Raw genomic sequence first — 18,593 nt, forward strand, 5'->3', positions numbered from 1 at the left:
GTGGTCATCGCCCTGGTGGGTGTGCTGAACTTCATCAACTCGATGGTGACCGCCATCGTGTCCCGCAAGCGGGAGTTTGCAGTGATCCAGAGCGTGGGCATGACCAAGCGCCAGCTGAACAGGATGCTGGTGGACGAGGGACTGTTTTACGCGGTATTGACGCTGGCGGCATCGTATCTCCTCAGCAGCCTGGCCGTGGGCATTGTGGTCCGGGCGATGGTGGAGGGCGGCTTTACCACCTTCCGCTTCACCCTCCTGCCGCTGGCGGCCTGCACCCCGATTTTGCTGGTTTTCGCAGTCCTGATTCCGTACCTCTGCTTCCGCAGTCTGGAAAAGCACAGCATTGTGGAACGGCTGCGGATGGAGTGATTCCCGGGCAAAGCTATAAAGAGCTGTCACTGTCTTTGCCGGGGCAAGTATACTTGCTCGGCGTAAGAACCCGGCCGCTGTGGAGCTGTTGCTCCACAGCGGCCGTCTTTTCTGCTGTTTTCAGATTGGACTGAGATGGCATACGGGCGCAGCGCCGCCGCCCGCTGCGGTCCTGTCTTGTAAGCCGGGCTGCTGCTGAAGAAATGGGACGGGCACTTCCGGCTGGGAAAAAGGTGGATGTGACAGCGGGCAAGGCTGCTGCCTGCGTTGAAAGCGGGGAGTGCCCGCTGAATTCTGGCTGAAAAGGGCGATAAAATGGCGCGAGTGGTCTAAATCTTGAAAAACAATATCTGATGTGGTAAAATAAAATGCTATTTATTTCAGCGTACGCGTTTCATTCAACATAAAAAATTCACGCGTACATAAACCGGGAAGAATACTTCGCTGAGAAAAAATAATATGGGTAACGGTGCAGTTTACCCCAGTTCAGCGGTCACACGTTACACCACACCTTGAAAAGTTATAGAAATTTGTAAGGGGTTATGTAAGCACAAAAGCCTGGAACCCCTTGGAATAAGGGGATTTGAGCGGCTATGAGAAGAAAGAAGGGTGCTTATGTACCTTAAATCACTCGAAATTCAAGGGTTCAAGTCCTTCCCGGATAAGACGGTGCTCACCTTTGGGGAGGACATCACCGCCATCGTGGGTCCCAACGGAAGCGGCAAGTCCAATATCTCCGACGCCATCCGCTGGGTTATGGGAGAACAGTCCACCCGTGCCCTCCGGGGCGGCAAAATGGAGGACGTGATTTTCGGCGGCACGGCCAAGCGTAAGCAGCAGGGCTTTGCCGAGGTATCTCTGGTGCTGGACAACTCCGAGCACTTCTTTGACCTGGAGGAGAGCGAGGTTATGGTTACCCGGCGGTACTACCGCTCGGGGGAGAGCGAGTACTACATCAACCGCCGCAGCGTCCGCCTGAAAGATGTCAACGAGCTCTTTATGGACACCGGTCTGGGCCGGGAAGGGTATTCCATTATCGGCCAGGGCAAAATCGATGAGATTCTCTCGGTCAAGTCCGGCGACCGCCGGGAGATTTTTGAAGAGGCGGCAGGTATCTCCCGCTACCGCCACCGCAAAGAGGAGGCGGAGCATAAGCTCACCCGCACGGATGAAAACCTGGTCCGTATCAATGACAAGCTGGATGAGCTGGAGCTCCAGGTGGAGCCCCTGCGGGCGCAGTCGGAGAAGGCCAGAAAGTATCTCATCCTGCGGGACGAGCTGCGGGGGCTGGAGATTTCGGTCTGGCTGGACCAGCTGGAGAAAATCCGGGCCGCGGCCCTCAAGACCCTGAGCGACTATGAGAACGCGGTCCGTCAGAAAGACGAGGCCCAGCGCCAGGTGGAGACTTTGTATGCCGCAGCCGAGGGCTATGCCGCTCAAATGCGGGAGAAGGACGTGGAGGCTGAGCACATCCGCTTTGAAATGATGCAGCGGGAGGCGGATGCCAACCTGTGCAACAACGCCATCGCCGTGCTCAAGGCCAACATCCAGAACAATATGGAGAACAGCGGCCGCCTACAGGAGGAGCTGGCCGCCCAGGAGGGGCGGGACGACAGCATTGGTGCCCAGATTGAGGACCGCCGGAGCCGAATCCGCTCGATTATAGAGGAGGCAGACGCGCTGCGCTCCACCCTGAAGGACTATCAGAATCAGTCTGAGGAGGCGGTGCGGAACGCCGGCACCCTGGCCGCCGAGATGGAGGCCCTGCGCCAGAAGGAGGCGGTGGAGAGCGCCTCCGCTTCCGAGGCCAGGGCGCTGCTGTCCGCGCTGGCCGCCGCCGCCCAGGAGCTGATGGACCGGGACGAGGCGGTGCGGCGGGAGCTGGCCGCCGCCGAGGAGCGGCTGACCACCGCCCAGACGGAGGAAAAGACGGCCCGCGCCGAGCTGGAGCAGGCCCGGGAGGATCGGGACGCCCTGAAGAACGTCATCAGCGGCTATACTCTGCGCCTGGAGTCCCGCAGCCGTAAGGTGAAGGAGACCCAGGACCGGCACATGAAGCTCCAGATGGAGGAGAACGCCCTCAAATCCCGCATCCACATGCTGCGGGACATGGAGAAGGCCTACGAGGGCTACTCCAAGGCCATCAAGGTGGTCATGGGGGAGGCCGAGCGGGGCCAGCTGCGTGGCATCCGCGGCCCGGTGGCCGGGCTGCTCCACGTGGAGGACCAGTACACCGTTGCCATTGAGATTGCCCTGGGTGCCGCCATGCAGAACATCGTGGTGGACACGGAGGAGGCAGGTAAGGCCGCCATCCAGTGCCTGAAGCGGCGGGACGGCGGGCGCTGCACCTTTCTGCCCCTGACCTCCATCCGGCCCTCCGAGTTCCGGGACCGGGCTGTGGAGAGGGAGCCCGGCTTTGTGGGCATGGCGGACCGGCTGATCCGGTTTGAACCCGCCTATGAGAAGGTCTTTTCCAACCTGCTGGGCCGGGTGGTCATCGCGGAGGATATGGACCGGGCCATCGCCATGGCCCGGAAGTATAACTACCGGTTCCGCATCGTCACACTGGACGGACAGGTGCTCAACCCCGGCGGCTCCATGACCGGCGGTTCGGCCTCCCGTTCGGCGGGTATTCTCAGCCGGGCCAATGAGCTGGAGCGGCTGAATACTCAATTAAATGGCGTCCGGGATGCCCTGGCCGAGGCGGCCAAGGTGCTGGATGAGGCCAGACGGGAGGCGGCGGTGGCCCAGTACGAGGTGGAGACCGCCCAGGCCCAGCAGCGCACCCATGAGGACACCATCCTCAAGCTGGAGGAGCGCTGCGGCCACTATGAGACCCAGCTTGCCGAGCTGCGCCGCCAGCAGGAGGTCCAGCGTGCCGAACTGAAGCAGCTGGAGCAGCGGGCGGCCCAGACTGAGACGGATACCGCCGCCGCCAGAAGCCGCATCGAGGCGCTGGAGGGCTCCGCCGCCGCACTGCGGGCGGAGGCGGACAGCAAGGCGGAGGGCCAGAGCCGCCTGCAGGAGAAGGTGAGCGCCATCGGCGAGCAGATTGCCGCTTTGAATATGAAGCTGGCCAGTCTGGAAGCCGAGCAGGACGCCTCCCAGAAGGCGCTGGAGGAGCTGGAGGACCTGCGCCGGGACATGGCGGGGGACCGGGAGCAGCGGGCCAAAATGATAGCCGATCTGAAGGCCAAGAACGACGATTTGAACGCTCAGATTCTGGACCAGGAGCGGAAGCTCCAGACCATTCGGGAGGAGAATCAGAGCCGGAACCAGGCCATCCAGCGGCTTAACAGTGAAAAGCTGGAGTTGGAGGGCCGGCGGAACCAGGCCGACCGGGAGAGCCGGGACAAGAACACCGAGCTGCTGGCCATGGAGCGGGAAGTGTCCGTGCTGGAGCAGAAGAAACTGTCCAGCTCCATGGAGGAGAAGGGGATTCTGGACAAGCTGTGGGAGACCTACGAGCTCTCCCACGAGGCCGCCCGCCAGCAGCGGGTGGAGCTGGAGAGCGTGCCCAAGGCTCAGCGCCGCATCGGAGAGCTGAAAAAGTCCATCTCCGGCCTGGGCAACATCAACCTGGACGCCATCGACGAGTTCCAGCGCATCAACGAGCGGTATACCTACTTAAAGGACCAGCGGGACGACGTGCAGAAGTCCAAGAAGGAGCTGGAAGGCATCATTGCCGACATCACTGCCGAGATGAAGAATATTTTCTCCAACCGGTTCGCCATCATTAACCAGGCTTTTGGAGAGACCTTCCAGGCGCTGTTCGGCGGCGGCCGGGCCACTCTGGAGCTGGAGGATCCGGATGATATTCTCAACTGCGGCATTGAGATCAGGGTTCAGCCCCCGGGCAAGGCGCTGAAGATCATCTCTCTGCTCTCCGGCGGCGAGAAGGCCTTTGTGGCCATCGCCCTCTACTTTGCCATTTTGAAGGTGAGCCCCACGCCTTTCTGCGTCATGGACGAGATTGAGGCTGCCCTGGATGACGCCAATGTGGTCCGCTTCGCCCACTACCTGCGGCAGATGAGCGACAAGACCCAGTTCATTGTCATCACCCACCGGCGCGGCACCATGGAGGAGGCTGACGTGCTCTACGGCGTCACCATGCAAGAACAAGGTGTAAGCCGCATCCTGACCATCAACCTGAACGACGTGGAAAAAGAGCTGAATATCAAGTAAATTGCCGCGTTTCAATGCCGGAGACCTGCGGAATACTGATACAAAACGCAAAACGAAAGGAACCGAGACCACATGGGTTTTTTTGACAAGATCAAGGCGGGGCTGACCCGCACCAAGGAGAACATCGGCCATTCGCTGGACAGCCTGTTTGCCGGCGAGCTGAACGATGACTTCTACGACGAGCTGGAGGAGACTCTTATCCTGGGCGACATGGGCATGGATACCACCATCAAGGCGGTGGCCGAGCTGCGCCGCCGGGTTAAGGCGGAGAAGATCAGGGACGCGGAGGGGGCCCGTGAATGTCTGCGCCGGGTGCTGATCGATATGCTGAATGTAGGTGACAGCACCCTGAACCTGAGCGCCTCTCCCACTGTGATTTTGGTCATCGGCGTCAACGGCGTGGGTAAGACAACCACCATCGGCAAGCTGGGCGCCCGGCTGAAGGGAGAGGGGCGGAAGGTACTGCTGGCCGCCGCCGACACCTTCCGCGCCGCCGCCGCCGACCAGCTGGAGATCTGGGCCCAGCGGTCCGGGGTGGAGCTGGTCCGGCAGCACGAGGGGGCCGACCCCGCTGCCGTGGTGTTTGACGCCATGCAGGCCGCCAAGGCCCGCAAGACCGATGTGGTGCTGGTGGACACTGCGGGCCGGCTCCACAACAAGCAGAACCTGATGAACGAGCTGAACAAGATTGGCCGTGTTATCGACCGGGAGCTGCCCGGCAGCCGGACCGAGACCCTGCTGGTGCTGGACGCCACCACCGGCCAGAACGGCCTTATCCAGGCCAAGCAGTTTATGGAGGCCGCCGGTATTACCGGCATTGTTCTCACCAAGCTGGACGGCTCCGCCAAGGGCGGCATTGTCATCGCCATTGCCGACACCCTCCAGGTGCCGGTGAAGTACGTGGGCGTGGGCGAGGGTATCGATGATTTGATGCCTTTTGAGGCGGAGAGCTTTGTCCGCGCGCTGATTTGATATATAATAAGGAAGGAGACCAATGAAAAACCTGGTAATAGGCGGCGCCTGCATTCTGGCGGGGCTCCTGCTGACTGCCCTGATGGAGGCCGGGACGCTGCTTCAGGCCGGCGTCTGGGCGGCGGCTATGGCGCTGCTGCTGGTGTCTGCCGGCCTGACGCTTGAAATTCTGGGCCTGCGGGAACAGTAGAGAGAATGCGTGTCCTCTGAGGACGCAACCTGTTTTGGAGGTATATCAATGGCGAGAATTGACGGACGGGCCAACGACCAGCTGCGGCCCATTGAGATTATTCCCGGCATCAACAAATTTGCGGAGGGCTCCTGCCTCATCCGCTGTGGCAACACCCATGTGCTCTGCACCGCTTCGGTGGAGGACCGGGTGCCCCCTCACGTCCCGGAGGGGGAGGGATGGGTTACTGCCGAGTACTCCATGCTGCCCCGGGCCAACCGGGAGCGGAGCAAGCGGGACATTGCCAAGCTGAAGCTGTCTGCCCGCTCCGCTGAGATCCAGCGGCTGGTGGGCCGGTCCCTCCGGGCGGCGGTGGACATGAAGGCCCTGGGGCCCCGCACCATCACCGTGGACTGCGACGTGCTCCAGGGGGACGGCGGCACCCGTACCGCCAGCGTCACCGGCGGCTTTGTGGCCCTGAGCCTGGCCCTGCACAAGCTGGTGGAGGAGGGCGCCCTGGAGGCCATGCCCCTCAAGACCTGCGTGGCGGCCATCTCCGCCGGAATTGTGGACGATCAGCTGCTGCTGGACCTGTGCTATGAGGAGGACTCCTCCGCCCAGGTGGACCTGAACTGCGTCATGACCGGCGAGGGGCAGCTGGTAGAGCTCCAGGGCACCGGCGAGGGCCGGGCTTTTACCCTGGCCGAGCAGCGGGCTCTTGTGGAGCTGTGTGCCAAGGGCATCCGGGAAGTGCAGGCGGTTCAGAAGGCCGCCCTGGGAGGTTGAGTATATGAAAATGGTATTGGCCAGCAAGAACAGCCACAAGCTCAGGGAGATGCAGGATATTCTCTCCGCCCAGGGGGTGGAGGTGGTCCTGGAGTCTGACGTGGGGGCCGATGTGGACGTGGAGGAGACGGGCGCCACCTTTGAGGAGAACGCCCTGCTGAAGGCGAAAGCGGTCATGGAGGCCACCGGCCTGCCCGCTATTGCCGACGACTCCGGCCTGTGCGTGGACGCGCTGGGCGGCGCCCCCGGCGTGTACTCCGCCCGGTACGGCGGCCCCGGCCTGGACGACGCGGGCCGTTACAGGCTGCTGCTGGAGAACATGAAAGGCCAGCTGGACCGCCGGTGCAGATTTGTGTCGGCCATCTGCTGCTGCTTCCCCAACGGGGATACGGTGACCGCCCGGGGCGAGTGCCGGGGTACCCTGGCCTATGCGCCCAAGGGGGCGGACGGCTTTGGGTACGACCCCATCTTCTTTGTGCCGGAGCTGAAAAAGACCTTTGCCGAGCTGCTGCCCGAGGAGAAGAACGCCATCTCCCACCGGGGCAACGCGCTGGCGGTTTTCAAGGACAAGCTGGCGGAGTACCGCCAGGAACATCAGCTTTAAGCGGTTAGGAAAGGCCGTTTGAATAATAATATATTAAGGAGGCGGCGGGAGAACCCGCCAAAAGACCTATGGATTTGACAAGTAAGCAGCGCGCCCAGCTCAGGAGCCTGGCCAACAGCATTGACACCATTGTCCACGTGGGCAAGGACGGCCTGGGGGACAATCTGGTCAAGCAGGCCGACGACGCACTGGAGGCCCGGGAGCTCATCAAGGGCAAGGTTCTGGAGAACTCCATGCTCACCGCCCGGGAGGCGGCCGAGGAGCTGGCTGCGGCCACCCGGAGCGAGGTTGTGCAGGTGATTGGAACAAAATTTGTTCTCTATCGTCCAAGTCATAAAAAGGACAAGAAGGACAAGATTGTTCTGGTAAAGGACAGCCGGAAAAAGCCGGTGGTGTGACAGACATTCAGCAAAAGCAATTGCGTGAAAGGAGCTGGCTCACTTGAAAATCGGTATCTATGGCGGCACCTTTAACCCGCCCCACCTGGGGCATATGGCGGCGGCACAGGCGGCCATAGCCGCGCTGGGCCTGGACAAGCTGTTTTTCATTCCCGCGGCCCTGCCGCCCCATAAAGAGCTTCCGGCGGATGGAGCCGGAGCGGAGCACCGCCTGGCCATGACCGCCCTGATGGCCGACGGCCTGGGGGAGTCCATCGGCCGCCGGGGAGACGTGGAGGCGCTGGACATCGAGCTGCGCCGGACAGGGAAGAGCTACACGGCGGACACCCTGGAGGAGCTGCACAGCCGCTTTCCGGCCGACGAGCTCTGGCTGCTGATGGGGACGGATATGTTCCTCACCATTCATAACTGGTACGAGCCGAAGGAGATCATGTCCCTGGCGGGGATTGCGGCCTTCGCCCGAACTGAGACTGACAGCGGCGAGAGACTGCGCAGGCAGGCCGACTATCTGGCCAAGACCTACCAGGCCCGGGTGCAGCTGGTGGAGCTGCCCAGGATTACCGATCTCTCCTCCACCCAGGTCCGGGAGCTGCTGGAGACGGGGCAGGGGGGCGACCGGCTGTGGCCGCCAGTGTACGGCTATATCCTGCGCAACGGGCTGTATGGCGAACACCCCGACCTGAAGAATCTGAACGACGCCGAGCTGCGCTGCGCGTCGTACAGTATGATCCGGGCCAAGCGCATTCCCCACGTCAAGGGGACCGAGCAGACGGCGGTGGAACTGGCAGAGCGCTGGGGGGCCGACGTGGAGAAAGCCCGCAGGGCGGCCATCCTCCACGACTGCACCAAATATTTGAATATGGAAGAACAGTTGCAATTGTGCCGGCAATATGGTATTGTATTGGACGATTTAGAGCAGAAATCGGTGAAGCTGCTTCACTCCAAGACTGGCGCCGCCATTGCGCGGGACGTGTACGGCGCGCCGGACGACATATACTGGGCCATCTTCTGGCACACCACTGGAAAGGCCGGTATGTCCACCCTGGAGAAGGTGCTCTATCTGGCCGACTACATGGAGCCCACCCGGGACTTTCCCGGCGTGGAGAAGCTGCGGGAGCTGACCCGCTGTGATCTGGACGCCGCGCTCCGCCTGGGTCTGGAGATGAGCGTGGAGGATTTAAAGGAGAGGGGCGTCCCCGTTCACCACAACACCATAGAGGCTCTGAATTGGGTGATGGAGCATGGACCCCAGAATCCTTCCTGAATCCAGGACGGAAAGAATATACAGACACAGCCGCCGGTGAGGCGGCGCGCGGGAAAGGAACAACGAACCAATGAATCCTGAGCAGAATCACAGAAAGGGCGGCGCCCGCCTGATGAAGCCGTCCTCCAAAAAGGCGGAGCCTGCGCCGGAGAAGGAGAGAGAGGCGGTCCCCACCAGGAAGCCGGAGTTTACAGACAAGGACGCGGCGGCTGGACAGAAGGCCAAAAAGCCCAAACCCCAGCGTACCACCAGGCAGAAGGTGCTCCGCGGCGTGTTTATCGGCGTTACCGTCCTGGCGGCTATCATCGTGGTCATCGGCATTGCCCTGGCCATCTTTGTGCAGAAGCCGCCCCAGGTGACCCAGCCGGACCGGAATTCCAAGGAGCCCGCCAGTACGGAGACGCAGGACGATGAAGTAGTCGGTTCCACTAGCCGGCCGGACGGCGTGTCCAGCGATCGGAAGGAGGACTTCTATACCTTCCTGGTGGTGGGCAGGGACACTTACGGCGGTGGAAACACGGATACCATTATGCTGGTGGCCTATGACATTCCCAATCAGCAGCTGTCCGTCATGAATATCCCCCGTGACACCCTTGTCAACGTCTCCTGGGATATCAAGAAGATTAACTCCGTCTACAACATGTACGGCGGCGGCGACGAGGGCATGGAGGCCCTGAAGGAGGAGGTCAGCCAGCTGGTGGGCTTCATCCCGGACTACACCTTTGTGGTGGAGTGGGAGGCCGTGGGCAAGTTGGTGGACGCCATCGACGGCGTGTACTTTGACGTGCCCCGCCGGATGTACTACAACGACCTGTCCCAGAACTTCAAGATTGACCTTCAGCCCGGCTATCAGCTCATCGACGGCGACAAGGCCATGCAGCTGCTGCGCTGGCGCCACAACAGCGACGACAGCGGCCATATTCTCAACTCGGGCTACGCCAACGGCGATCTGGGCCGTATTGAGACCCAGCAGGCCTTCCTCCAGGCGGCTCTGGAGCAGTGCCTCCAGAAGATTACCGACGTCAAGACCATTACTGGCATCGCCCAGATTTTCTTTGAGAATGTGACCACCGAGCTGTCCGTGGGCAATCTGGCCTGGTTTGCCCAGCAGGCCATTTTCGGCAACAGCGATGGCCAGAAGCTGGACATGTCCAGCGTGACCTTCCTCACCATGCCCTGGGTGTCCGCTGACGGCGTGTGGAGCCGGACCTACAACAACCATCCCTCCTATGTGGCGCCTGACGTGGACGAGCTGGTGGATGTGGTCAACGAGCACTTTAACCCCTATGTGGACGACCTGCGCAAGGATGAGCTGGACATCATGTATGTAAACTCGGACGGCACCCTTGGCTGCACCAGCGGCGTGCTGGAGGACACCAAGTACAACAGCTGGGTGAAGAACAAAGGCTCCGGCTCCTCCGGCTCCAGTTCTTCCAGCTCTGCGCCGTCCACCAGCACCTCGCCCACCCCCAGCGCTTCGGAGTCTCCCAGTACCGCGCCCAGCGGCAGCGCAACGCCCAGCCCGGCTCCCAGCGGGAGCACCTCGCCCAATCCGGCCCCCAGCGAGAGCGTCTCTCCCAGCGTGACGCCCTCTCCCAGCCCCAGTGAGAGCGCGCCTTCCTCTCCCACGCCCAGCGAGACCCAGCCCGCTGTGAGCGAGACGCCTGTGCCGAGTCCCAGTGCGTCGGAGACGCCCGCCCCGTCCCCCTCTGAGAGCGGCGGTTCCGCAGAGGAGCCGCCTGAGGGCATCCCCATCTATACGCCGGAAGCGCCTGCAGAGACAGCCCCTGCGGCGTAATCAAAGCAACAATCCACCCAACTGAGAAAGGGGTTTATCAACTATGACGCCCAAGGAAACTGCGCTCGTCCTGGCCAAGGCGCTGGACAGCAAGAAGGGAATTGACATCAAGGTGCTGGAGACCGGCCACCTGACCACCCTGGCGGACTACTTTGTCATCTGCACCGCTACCTCGACCACCCAGGTCCGTGCTCTCTCCGACGAGTGCGAAAAGACCATGAAGGAGACTGCCGGCGAGCTGCCTCACCACGTAGAGGGCCACCGGGGCGGCACATGGGTTCTGCTGGACTTTTCCTCTGTGGTGGTGCACGTGTTCATGGAGGACGCCCGCAAGTTTTACGACCTGGAGCGCCTCTGGTCCGACGCTACACCTGTGGACCTGACCGGTGTGCTGACCAAGAACTGAATCCGATACTGCAAGGCCCCGCTTTCCATAGGAAAGCGGGGCCTTTTTTATCCAATAATACCATAGTCGTTGCAGCATATAGAAATAGGACTATGGCCGGGAACACAGGGCCGAACTGGGACTTTCCATAAAGAAACCGGGTACACGCCAGGAAGCGTGTACCCGGTTTGTTCAGCCTCTGCGGTTGAGCGTGATGGTGTAGCCCTCCACAATATTGGGGGTCTCACCCTCGGCCACGGGGGCGTGGTTGATGGTGACGCGGTCGCCGGGGTTGAGGATAACTGCCACATCGTTGTCCCTGGCGGGGATAGAGTAGTAGATGTCCCCATCCTCCAGGGAGAAGTAGTAGTAGGTGTTGCCGTCAATGACCGCCGAGCGGATATCCGCGATGACGCCGGACACGTCGGTCTCCAGCCGGCTGCCCTGGTCCACTGCAATGCCCTTGGCAGCCATCTGATCCAGGTAGTCCTGCTCGCAGGAGGCTACTGTGTCGCCGATGCCCACCACGGTGAACTGGCCCACGTTGACCATGGCGTACTGCTTCACCAGTTGGCGGTTGTCTTTCAGGGCGATAAAGTAGGTGGGCTGGTCGGCTACGTTGAGGAGCAGGGGGAAGGTGGAGACATAGCCCTGGTCCTGCACCATGCCCTCGGCGGAGGCGCGGGCGGACTGCTCGGTGGCGCCGGGGACGGTGTAGAACTTGGTCTCCTTGGTCCGCTGGTTGCACAGCAGGAAGCCCAGGTTGGACTGGTCGCTGGTGGCCGAGGTGACGCCGGTGTACATGTACACGTCGTCGTTCATGGCGATATAGTTGTAGCCCTCCGTGGTGACGCGCACATCCTTCTGTCCGAAGATGGAGTTGATAAAGCCGTGGATCAGGGTACCGTAATAGTCATACTGCTGCATGATGAGGGAGGCCAGGTACACCCGGTCTACCCATTGGGGCACGTCCTCATGGGCATAATAGGTGCACTCGCCGGTGACCGCGTTCATCAGCACAGCGCCGTTGATATCTGTGCCGCCGAACAGGCCGATGGTCCTGACCACCCGGGGGCAGATCCACCAGGGATTTCCATCCTCGTCAATTTCAAAGGTGGGCTCGGCGAACATATAGGTGGGGTAGTTGAAGCGGAGATGGCGGTACACGTTGCGGTTGAGAGGCTCGGAGGGGGAGTATTTTATGCCCTGTCCCTCTGGCATGCGGACTACCTGCACCTCCTGGGTCACCATGTCCACCACAATATAGGCGGGCAGGCCCTCGGAGCGGTTGGTGAACCACTTGATAAGGTCGGCGTACTCCAGAGGGGCCACCCGGACCGGGCGGCCCAGGTAGTTGATCTGGGTGGAGTCGTAGGCCACCTCGAACTGGCTTGCCATGTCGGGGATGGTGCCCATCTGGGTGGTGCTCAGGTAGCGGGCGGAGTCCTCGTCCAGCATGGGGATTTCATTAAAGGAGATCTCCTTTATGTCGGAGACAAAATCTCCCTCCTGCACATCCAGCAGCTCCCGGTAAGAGGCGGCGCGAAAGACAGGAAGAGAGATGACCTGCCCCACAAGCGCAACCACAATCAGCAGCCCCAGAAGGATGCCGATAGGCAGGCACTGATTCTTGATAAAACGGAAGTACTCTTTCAGCTTGCCGCCCTGGACGGCTGTGACCTTGCCCGAGGCAGTGGTCACAGTGGTGCCCTCCAGGTGGAAGCCGCCGGTGATAAAGGCGCAGACAATGTACACCACGCACAGCAAGCCCACGAAGGTATAAAAGTCCTCAGACTGGAGGTTCAGGGCAGGGAGGGCGCAATAGAAGTAGACAAAGCCCACAACCGCGGTGACCACAAGGTTGAGCAGCACCTTGCCCAATTTGCTCTTAGGCGCATGGAGCTTTTTCCTGCTCTTTGGTTTCTTCTGGCTCAATGTGAAATTCTCCTTTTCTCAAAGTGCGCGGTCCAGGCCGCGCGGCTTACCGGACTTCCTTAGTATAGCCCAGATAAGGGGCGAAAGCAACATGGGCGGCGGAAGCAGAAGATTAAAATTACGTAAAAACGCCCAAAGCGGCCGATTGCTTTTCTGAGGGGGAACAGAAAAGGGGGGGAAGACACATCGGAATGGTGTGCCTCCCCCCAAGGAGGATGGGAGAGCGCGGTTAGAGGGCGGCAACCTCCCGCTCAATGTCGCCCTCACAGGCTTTCATGGCCTGGAGCGTGCGGTCCAGCAGGTCGTTGAGTTCCCAGCCCAGCAGCTCAGCGCCCTTGGAGATGGTGTCCCGGGAGCAGCCGGCGGCGAACTTCTTGTCCTTGAATTTCTTCTTCAGGCTGGACAGCTCCATGTCCTGCACGCTTTTGGAGGGACGCATAAGGGCGGCCGCGCCGATGAGGCCGGTGAGCTCGTCCACAGCGAAGAGCACCTTCTCCATCTGGTGCTCCGGCTGTACGTCGGCGCCGGTCATGCCCCAGCCGTGGCTGACGACAGCATGGATGAGGGCGCTGTCCAGGCCCTGGGCCTCCAGCAGCTCCCGCACCTTGACGCAGTGCTCATCGGGCCACTGCTCAAAGTCCAGGTCGTGGAGCAGGCCAACAGCAGCCCAGAAATCCGCCTGTTCGCCGTAGCCCAGTTCCCGGGCAAACCAGCGCATGACGGCCTCCACAGTCAGGGCATGGCGGAGGTGAAAGGGCTCCTTGTTGTACGTTTTGAGCAGGTCCAGCGCCTGCTGGCGATTCAGTTCCATTGCGGCAGCGCTCCTTTGAATAGAATAGAGTATATATAATAGGCTTATTTTAGCGCAGTCCGGCGGCCGGGTCAAGGGCGGTGCGGAGGGCAAATATACCGGCAGAGCGGGACTATGAAAATACTCGAAAAAAATAAAAAATACCTATTGACAAATTGGAGGCGAGTGGTTATAATAATCAACGTTGCTCCGGTAAACAGAAAACAAAAAACAGATGAGCACCAAGATGGAGTAGTATCGAAGTGGTCATAACGAGCACGACTGGAAATCGTGTGGCCGTCAAAAGCGGCCCGAGGGTTCGAATCCCTCCTACTCCGCCAGATGAGAACCGCAGTACTGATGAACTTCGTCAGTACTGCGGTTCTTTTTTCGTAAAGACCTCCGCATCAAAAGATGCCGCAACAAGAATCGGCAGGCAGCCTGGCGGAAAAGATGCTGTCCGGACATGCAGCGCAAGAGGTTCGGGAGGATGTTATGATTCACTTAGAAGAGATAACAGAAGAAAATTTTGATGCGGTCATTCAGATGAGACGTCCGGAAGGGGAAACATTTGTTGCCCCAAACAGTGTTTCGCTGGCGCAGGCGTGGCTTTACCGAAATGATGGCGATGTATTTCCTTTTGCAATTTATAAGGACGACATTCCGGTGGGGTTTCTTCTGCTGGAGGAGGATAGGGAAGCCGGCAATTTAATTCTATGGAGAATTATGATTTCCATGGAGCATGAAGGAAGGGGCTATGGAACCCAGGCCATACAACTTTTAATTGAACAGGCAAGAGCGTGTGGTAAATATCAGGCGCTCAATCTGGACTGCGCCGAAGAAAATAGAATCGCCTGGGATATTTATAAGAAGTTAGGCTTTCGCCCAACCGGGGCGGTGAATCATGGCTCGATAGAATTGCAGATACTGCTGTAATACTGTAATACGATACCGCATACCGGAACTCCCGCAGCTGTAAGACTGCGGGAGTTTTCTCTTTGTATGGACAAAAGCATGCCCGGCAGCACTGAACTGCCGGGCATGCACTGTTATCAGCCGTTTCCTTTTTTCTGCTGCCGGCGGGCGGCGCGCTTCCTGGCCCTCTCAGACATGGCGCGGCGCCCCGCTTCGGAGAGCTGAGAGAGGGCCGTAGAGAGGGTGGAGGAGGACATGCTGCGGTAGACATAGCGCAGGTGACGGGTCTGGCGCTCCGCCTTGCGCAGCAGCACGCTGTACCGCCTGCGCAGTGCAGCCAGGTCGGCCTCCCTGCCATCCAAGGCGGAACCGATGCGGCCGCTGATAGATTCTTTGGCCTCGTCCAGCTTATCGGAAATGGACTCCTTGGCCTCATCCAGCTTATCGGAAATAGACTCCTTGGCGCCGTCCAGCTTGTCGCTGAGTACGTCTCTGGCCTCGTCCAGCCGGTCAGACAGCTCTGCCCTGCTCAGAGCCAGCTGGACCTGCAGTTCTTCGCCCATCTGGGTCAGCTTCCGCAGCATGGCGGTAAGGAGAGCCAGTTCGCGGATGGTGGCGGCCGCGTCGGCAGCCAGGAGCACCAGCAGGACCACATCGACCACATGGAGGGTAAAGACGGGCAGACGCTCCACCAGCCCGGCCACCACAGGGTGGATCCAGAAAATCACCAGATAGGCCAGCACGCCCCAGGTCAGGGAGATAGAGAGGCAGATGCGCCCGTGGAGGTTAAACCTGTGGGCGCTGTAGTCCCAGTATTTGATGTGGGTGGTGGTCTCCAGCAGCCAGCCCACCAGGTATTCCCATGCGGACATGCACACCGTGGCTACCACATAGAAGAGAAGGGGCTGGCCGGTAAAGGGGGCGAACCAGCACAGCATCATCAGCACGCCCACGCCGTAGATAGGGCAGATGGGGCCGTAAAGAAATCCCCGGGCCACAAACCGCCGCTCCCGGACAGAGCAGTAGACGGTCTCCAAAATCCAGCCCAGAAAGGAGTAGATGATAAAATAGAGGAAAAGCAGGGAGATGGGAAAGCCAAACACTACAGGTTCTGACATAGTTATGAATCCTTTTCTTTGGCCTCTGCCGCGTCCGCCTCTTTAAGCAGCACGTCCAGAATTCCGTTATAGACCTGCTCCGGATGGGAACGGAAGCCCTCGGCCAGCCGTTCGGCCTGCTCCTCAGAGGGGGAGAGCAGCTCTACGGTCAGCAGGTTGCCCGCACCGTCGTCCAGAGAGAGGCGGAGGGTACAGGTGCCGTCCGCCTCACGGGGGAGAATTTGGGCCCGGACCTGGGCGTCCCGCCGCAGCTCGGCGTTGAGCTTTACCAGACGGCGGGAACACTTGCTCTTCACCGAGTAGGGGAGGCTGCTCTCGCAGACAGTACCGTTTTTCTTTCCCTTTTCGGTGATCACATAGCGGCCATCCTCATTCAGTTCCAGGTGACCGCTCTCTACCAGCTCCGCCACAGCCTCGGCAAAGTCGAAATAGTCCACACCCTCGTCAACCAGCGTCAGGTCTGTCAGAGTGGAGAAGTCCAGAGGAGCGGCGGCACGGGACATGATATAAAGCACCAGAAATTTAATTTCCAGCTTGTCATGAATAAACCCATATCGGGCCATGGCACTCACTCCCTTTGCTGACTGAACAGATGACACGGCATACTCTATCATTATACCCTGAAAAAGCGGACAGGACAAGAGAAAATTCCCCAGCCGTCGGGAGAGCAGCGGGCCGGATGGGGGCAGAGCCGCCGCGTGGAAAGGGGGTGAGAAAAATGGCCTTCCGCCGCACCAGCCGGTACGGCGGAAGGCCATTAAAAATGCGGGCTCAGATTGTTTTGCCGTCAGCCCTGTGGGCACGCTGGAGAGTGGAGCAGATGGCGCCGTGGGGGCAGGCGGCCCTGCACTTGCCGCAGCGGATGCACTCCGGGCTGTTGGGGGCAGACTGCACTGGAATGTCCATGGGGCAGGCTCGCTGGCAGGCGCCGCACTGGGTACATTTCTGAGCGTCAATCCGGAAGCGGTACAGGGCTACCGGATTAAAGAGACTGTAGACAGCTCCCAGAGGGCAGAGATAGCGGCAGAAGGGGCGGTAGACCACCACGGACAGCAGCAAAAGCGCCACCAGGACGGCCATCTTCCAGTTAAACAGCCAGCCCAGGGCGGACTGAAGTGCAGGGTTGGAGGCTACCAGGGGAATTCCGGCGAAGAGGGTGCCTGAGGGACAGATATATTTGCAGAACCAGGGCTGGCCCTGGCCTACAATGTCCAGTACCGTAAGGGGGAGGACAATTACAAAGCCCACCAGGATGACATACTTCAAAAAACGGAGCCAACGGTCGCCGGGAAGCTTACGCAGTTTTTTGACAAAGGGGATTTTGTGCAGCAGATCCTGGACCAGCCCAAAGGGACAAAGCCAGCCGCATACAAACCGGCCAAACAGCGCGCCAAAGAAGAGGAGAAAGCCGGTCACGTAGAAGGTGAACTGGTAGTTCCGGCTGGAGATAACGGCCTGGAAGGAGCCGATGGGGCAGGAACCCAGGGCGCCCGGGCAGGAGTAGCAGTTGAGACCGGGGACACACAGCAGCTTGGCGCTGCCCTTGTAGATAGAGCCTCTGGCGAAACCGGCGGCGTAACCGTTCGACAGGGCGGCAAAACAGATCTGGACCCAGGTGCGGAGGTGCCGCCGGAAAAAGGACAGCCGCTTACCCAAGGCCGATGCACTCCATACAGATGTTGACCGCCTTGCGGAACACCGTCTCCGCCTCGCCCCGCCACACGCCAATGGCGACGCAGGCAATTCCAGCCAGAAGAAGGAGCAGCGCAGCCCGGTTTTGTTTCAAAAAGCTCATGCGTCCGCCTCCGCCAGCATCTCGTCCAGAATGGCCTTCCACTCGTCCTTGTCCCGGGCGCCCAGATAGGCGTATCCCACCTGTGCGCCAGTCTCATCCACAAAAAAAGTGGTGGGGACAGAGGTGATCTGGTAGAGAAGGCCATAGAGGTCGGCAGAAGGAACGATGTGGGTATAGTTGGCGCCGGTGGAGGAGACAATCTCCCGGGCGGTGTCCAGCTGGGTCTCGCTGACAGAGCCGTCGCTGTCCAGCACGTCGGAGATAAGGCCCACAATCTGGACGCCCTTATCGGCATATTCCTCCGCCAGCTCTCCCAGTTCGGGCATCTCGCTGATGCAGGGAGTGCAGAAGGTGGCCCACACGTTGACCATAGTGAGGGTATGGCCCTCCAGGACACTCTGATCCAGAGCGTTGCCCTCCAGGTCCTCGGCAGAAAATGCGGAGAGGATGCCGCCCCCAGACTGGGCGCCGGTACTGGCAGAGGGCTGAGCGGTGTCAGTGGAGGGGGTGAGCGAGGGGGCGCTTTCCGGCTGGGCGCAGGCGGAGAGCAGAAGCGACAGCCCCAGTGCAGCAGCCAGAGCGGCAGCAGTTTTGCGTTTCATAAAAACCTCCATAAAAAGTAAGATGCAGAGGGGAAATGGGGGGATGGATGGGGCCATTATAAAAGGAAAAGTATGGGGCTGTCAAGGAAAAGCAGAGGCACATACGGAATTTGAGAAGGGAGCCGCCGTCTTCGGCGCATATCCTGCCGGCTTGCGGGAGCGGGGCCAGCTCCTGAAGGCAGAGAAAGGCGGCCCAAAGGACGAAGAGATTTCTTGCAGACCATTGACAAAAAAATAAAAATGAGGTATCGTATAAAAAGCTCTCGTCAGGCGCAGAGGACTGTGCCGGCATTTGGTTTCTGCTCTCCGCACTTTCGGCGCCTGGAATTTGGTGGGATGCGGCGCTTCTAAGGGACAGACGCCCAATTAGGCTGCCTGCGCCTGAAACTGAATATTTCTATGGAGACGTATCGAAGTGGTCGTAACGAGCTTGACTCGAAATCATGTTTCCACTTTGGAAGTCCAAACTGCCGAAAAGCCAGTAACCATGCGGGTTTGCGGGCAAGTT

19 protein-coding genes and 1 tRNA gene are annotated in these 18,593 nt (G+C 60.1%); 13 read left to right on the forward strand and 7 right to left on the reverse strand.

Annotated elements, in window-relative coordinates:
- From Q0K06_RS11275 to rsfS, 10 genes are all read left to right on the forward strand, one after another.
- Positions 1-369, forward strand: a 369-nt coding sequence (locus Q0K06_RS11275) for an ABC transporter permease (protein ID WP_294552454.1), incomplete at its 5' end; no start/stop codon positions are given.
- A gap of 615 nt (positions 370-984) precedes the next feature.
- Positions 985-4,554, forward strand: coding sequence for a chromosome segregation protein SMC (gene smc / locus Q0K06_RS11280; protein ID WP_294552456.1), 3,570 nt, complete (start codon positions 985-987; stop codon positions 4,552-4,554).
- A gap of 72 nt (positions 4,555-4,626) precedes the next feature.
- Positions 4,627-5,526, forward strand: coding sequence for a signal recognition particle-docking protein FtsY (ftsY, locus tag Q0K06_RS11285; protein ID WP_294552459.1), 900 nt, complete (start codon positions 4,627-4,629; stop codon positions 5,524-5,526).
- A 22-nt stretch (positions 5,527-5,548) separates the two neighbouring features.
- On the forward strand, positions 5,549-5,716 hold the full coding sequence (locus tag Q0K06_RS11290) for a hypothetical protein (protein ID WP_294552462.1): 168 nt from the start codon (positions 5,549-5,551) through the stop codon (positions 5,714-5,716).
- A gap of 48 nt (positions 5,717-5,764) precedes the next feature.
- Complete coding sequence (gene rph, locus Q0K06_RS11295) at positions 5,765-6,481, forward strand: ribonuclease PH (RefSeq protein ID WP_294552465.1); 717 nt, start codon at positions 5,765-5,767, stop codon at positions 6,479-6,481.
- 4 nt (positions 6,482-6,485) lie between these two features.
- Positions 6,486-7,085 carry an XTP/dITP diphosphatase gene (locus Q0K06_RS11300; protein WP_294552468.1) on the forward strand — a complete coding sequence of 200 codons (600 nt, stop codon included), beginning with the start codon at positions 6,486-6,488 and terminating at the stop codon, positions 7,083-7,085.
- A gap of 68 nt (positions 7,086-7,153) precedes the next feature.
- Positions 7,154-7,483, forward strand: a complete 330-nt coding sequence (gene yhbY, locus Q0K06_RS11305; protein WP_294552471.1) for a ribosome assembly RNA-binding protein YhbY — start codon at positions 7,154-7,156, stop codon at positions 7,481-7,483.
- 43 nt (positions 7,484-7,526) lie between these two features.
- Entirely contained in the window at positions 7,527-8,747 is a 1,221-nt protein-coding gene (gene yqeK / locus Q0K06_RS11310; protein WP_294552474.1) for a bis(5'-nucleosyl)-tetraphosphatase (symmetrical) YqeK, read from the forward strand.
- 70 nt (positions 8,748-8,817) lie between these two features.
- Positions 8,818-10,545, forward strand: a complete 1,728-nt coding sequence (locus Q0K06_RS11315) for an LCP family protein (protein ID WP_294552479.1) — start codon at positions 8,818-8,820, stop codon at positions 10,543-10,545.
- 43 nt (positions 10,546-10,588) lie between these two features.
- Positions 10,589-10,951 (forward strand): ribosome silencing factor, encoded by a 363-nt coding sequence (gene rsfS, locus Q0K06_RS11320; RefSeq protein WP_294552482.1) that lies wholly within the window; start codon positions 10,589-10,591, stop codon positions 10,949-10,951.
- A gap of 171 nt (positions 10,952-11,122) precedes the next feature.
- Here rsfS and Q0K06_RS11325 read toward each other — a convergent pair whose 3' ends face one another.
- A complete protein-coding gene (locus Q0K06_RS11325) occupies positions 11,123-12,865 on the reverse strand; it encodes a CvpA family protein (RefSeq protein WP_294552485.1) in 1,743 nt (580 codons plus the stop codon).
- Between the two features lie 229 nt (positions 12,866-13,094).
- Positions 13,095-13,676, reverse strand: a complete 582-nt coding sequence (locus Q0K06_RS11330) for a hydrolase (RefSeq protein WP_294552488.1) — start codon at positions 13,674-13,676, stop codon at positions 13,095-13,097.
- A gap of 228 nt (positions 13,677-13,904) precedes the next feature.
- On the opposite strand from Q0K06_RS11330, the gene Q0K06_RS11335 reads away from it, so the two are divergent.
- Together Q0K06_RS11335 and Q0K06_RS11340 are read left to right on the forward strand one after the other, a co-directional pair.
- Positions 13,905-13,996 (forward strand) — tRNA-Ser (locus Q0K06_RS11335).
- A gap of 154 nt (positions 13,997-14,150) precedes the next feature.
- Positions 14,151-14,591, forward strand: coding sequence for a GNAT family N-acetyltransferase (locus Q0K06_RS11340; RefSeq protein WP_294552492.1), 441 nt, complete (start codon positions 14,151-14,153; stop codon positions 14,589-14,591).
- A gap of 116 nt (positions 14,592-14,707) precedes the next feature.
- Here the strand turns inward: Q0K06_RS11340 and Q0K06_RS11345 are convergent, their stop codons facing one another.
- From Q0K06_RS11345 to Q0K06_RS11365, 5 genes are all read right to left on the reverse strand, one after another.
- A complete protein-coding gene (locus Q0K06_RS11345; protein WP_294552495.1) occupies positions 14,708-15,688 on the reverse strand; it encodes a hypothetical protein in 981 nt (326 codons plus the stop codon).
- A 2-nt stretch (positions 15,689-15,690) separates the two neighbouring features.
- Positions 15,691-16,251: a DUF4364 family protein gene (locus tag Q0K06_RS11350; RefSeq protein WP_294552497.1), complete on the reverse strand. Its 561-nt coding sequence runs from the start codon at positions 16,249-16,251 to the stop codon at positions 15,691-15,693.
- Between the two features lie 208 nt (positions 16,252-16,459).
- Positions 16,460-17,344 carry a 4Fe-4S binding protein gene (locus tag Q0K06_RS11355; protein ID WP_294552500.1) on the reverse strand — a complete coding sequence of 295 codons (885 nt, stop codon included), beginning with the start codon at positions 17,342-17,344 and terminating at the stop codon, positions 16,460-16,462.
- Positions 17,337-17,483 carry a CD1871A family CXXC motif-containing protein gene (locus Q0K06_RS11360; RefSeq protein ID WP_294552503.1) on the reverse strand — a complete coding sequence of 49 codons (147 nt, stop codon included), beginning with the start codon at positions 17,481-17,483 and terminating at the stop codon, positions 17,337-17,339. The genes Q0K06_RS11355 and Q0K06_RS11360 overlap by 8 nt, the downstream gene beginning before the upstream one ends.
- Complete coding sequence (locus Q0K06_RS11365) at positions 17,480-18,085, reverse strand: TlpA disulfide reductase family protein (RefSeq protein WP_294552505.1); 606 nt, start codon at positions 18,083-18,085, stop codon at positions 17,480-17,482. The genes Q0K06_RS11360 and Q0K06_RS11365 overlap by 4 nt, the downstream gene beginning before the upstream one ends.
- Before the next feature lie 43 nt (positions 18,086-18,128).
- Between Q0K06_RS11365 and Q0K06_RS11370 the strand changes: the two genes are divergently transcribed.
- The gene (locus Q0K06_RS11370; RefSeq protein WP_294552508.1) at positions 18,129-18,323 is read left to right on the forward strand and encodes a hypothetical protein; all 195 of its coding nucleotides are present in this window, start codon (positions 18,129-18,131) and stop codon (positions 18,321-18,323) included.
- Positions 18,324-18,593 lie beyond the last annotated feature (270 nt).

Source organism: uncultured Pseudoflavonifractor sp., from assembly GCF_944387805.1.
Taxonomy (GTDB): Bacteria; Bacillota; Clostridia; order Oscillospirales; family Oscillospiraceae; genus Pseudoflavonifractor.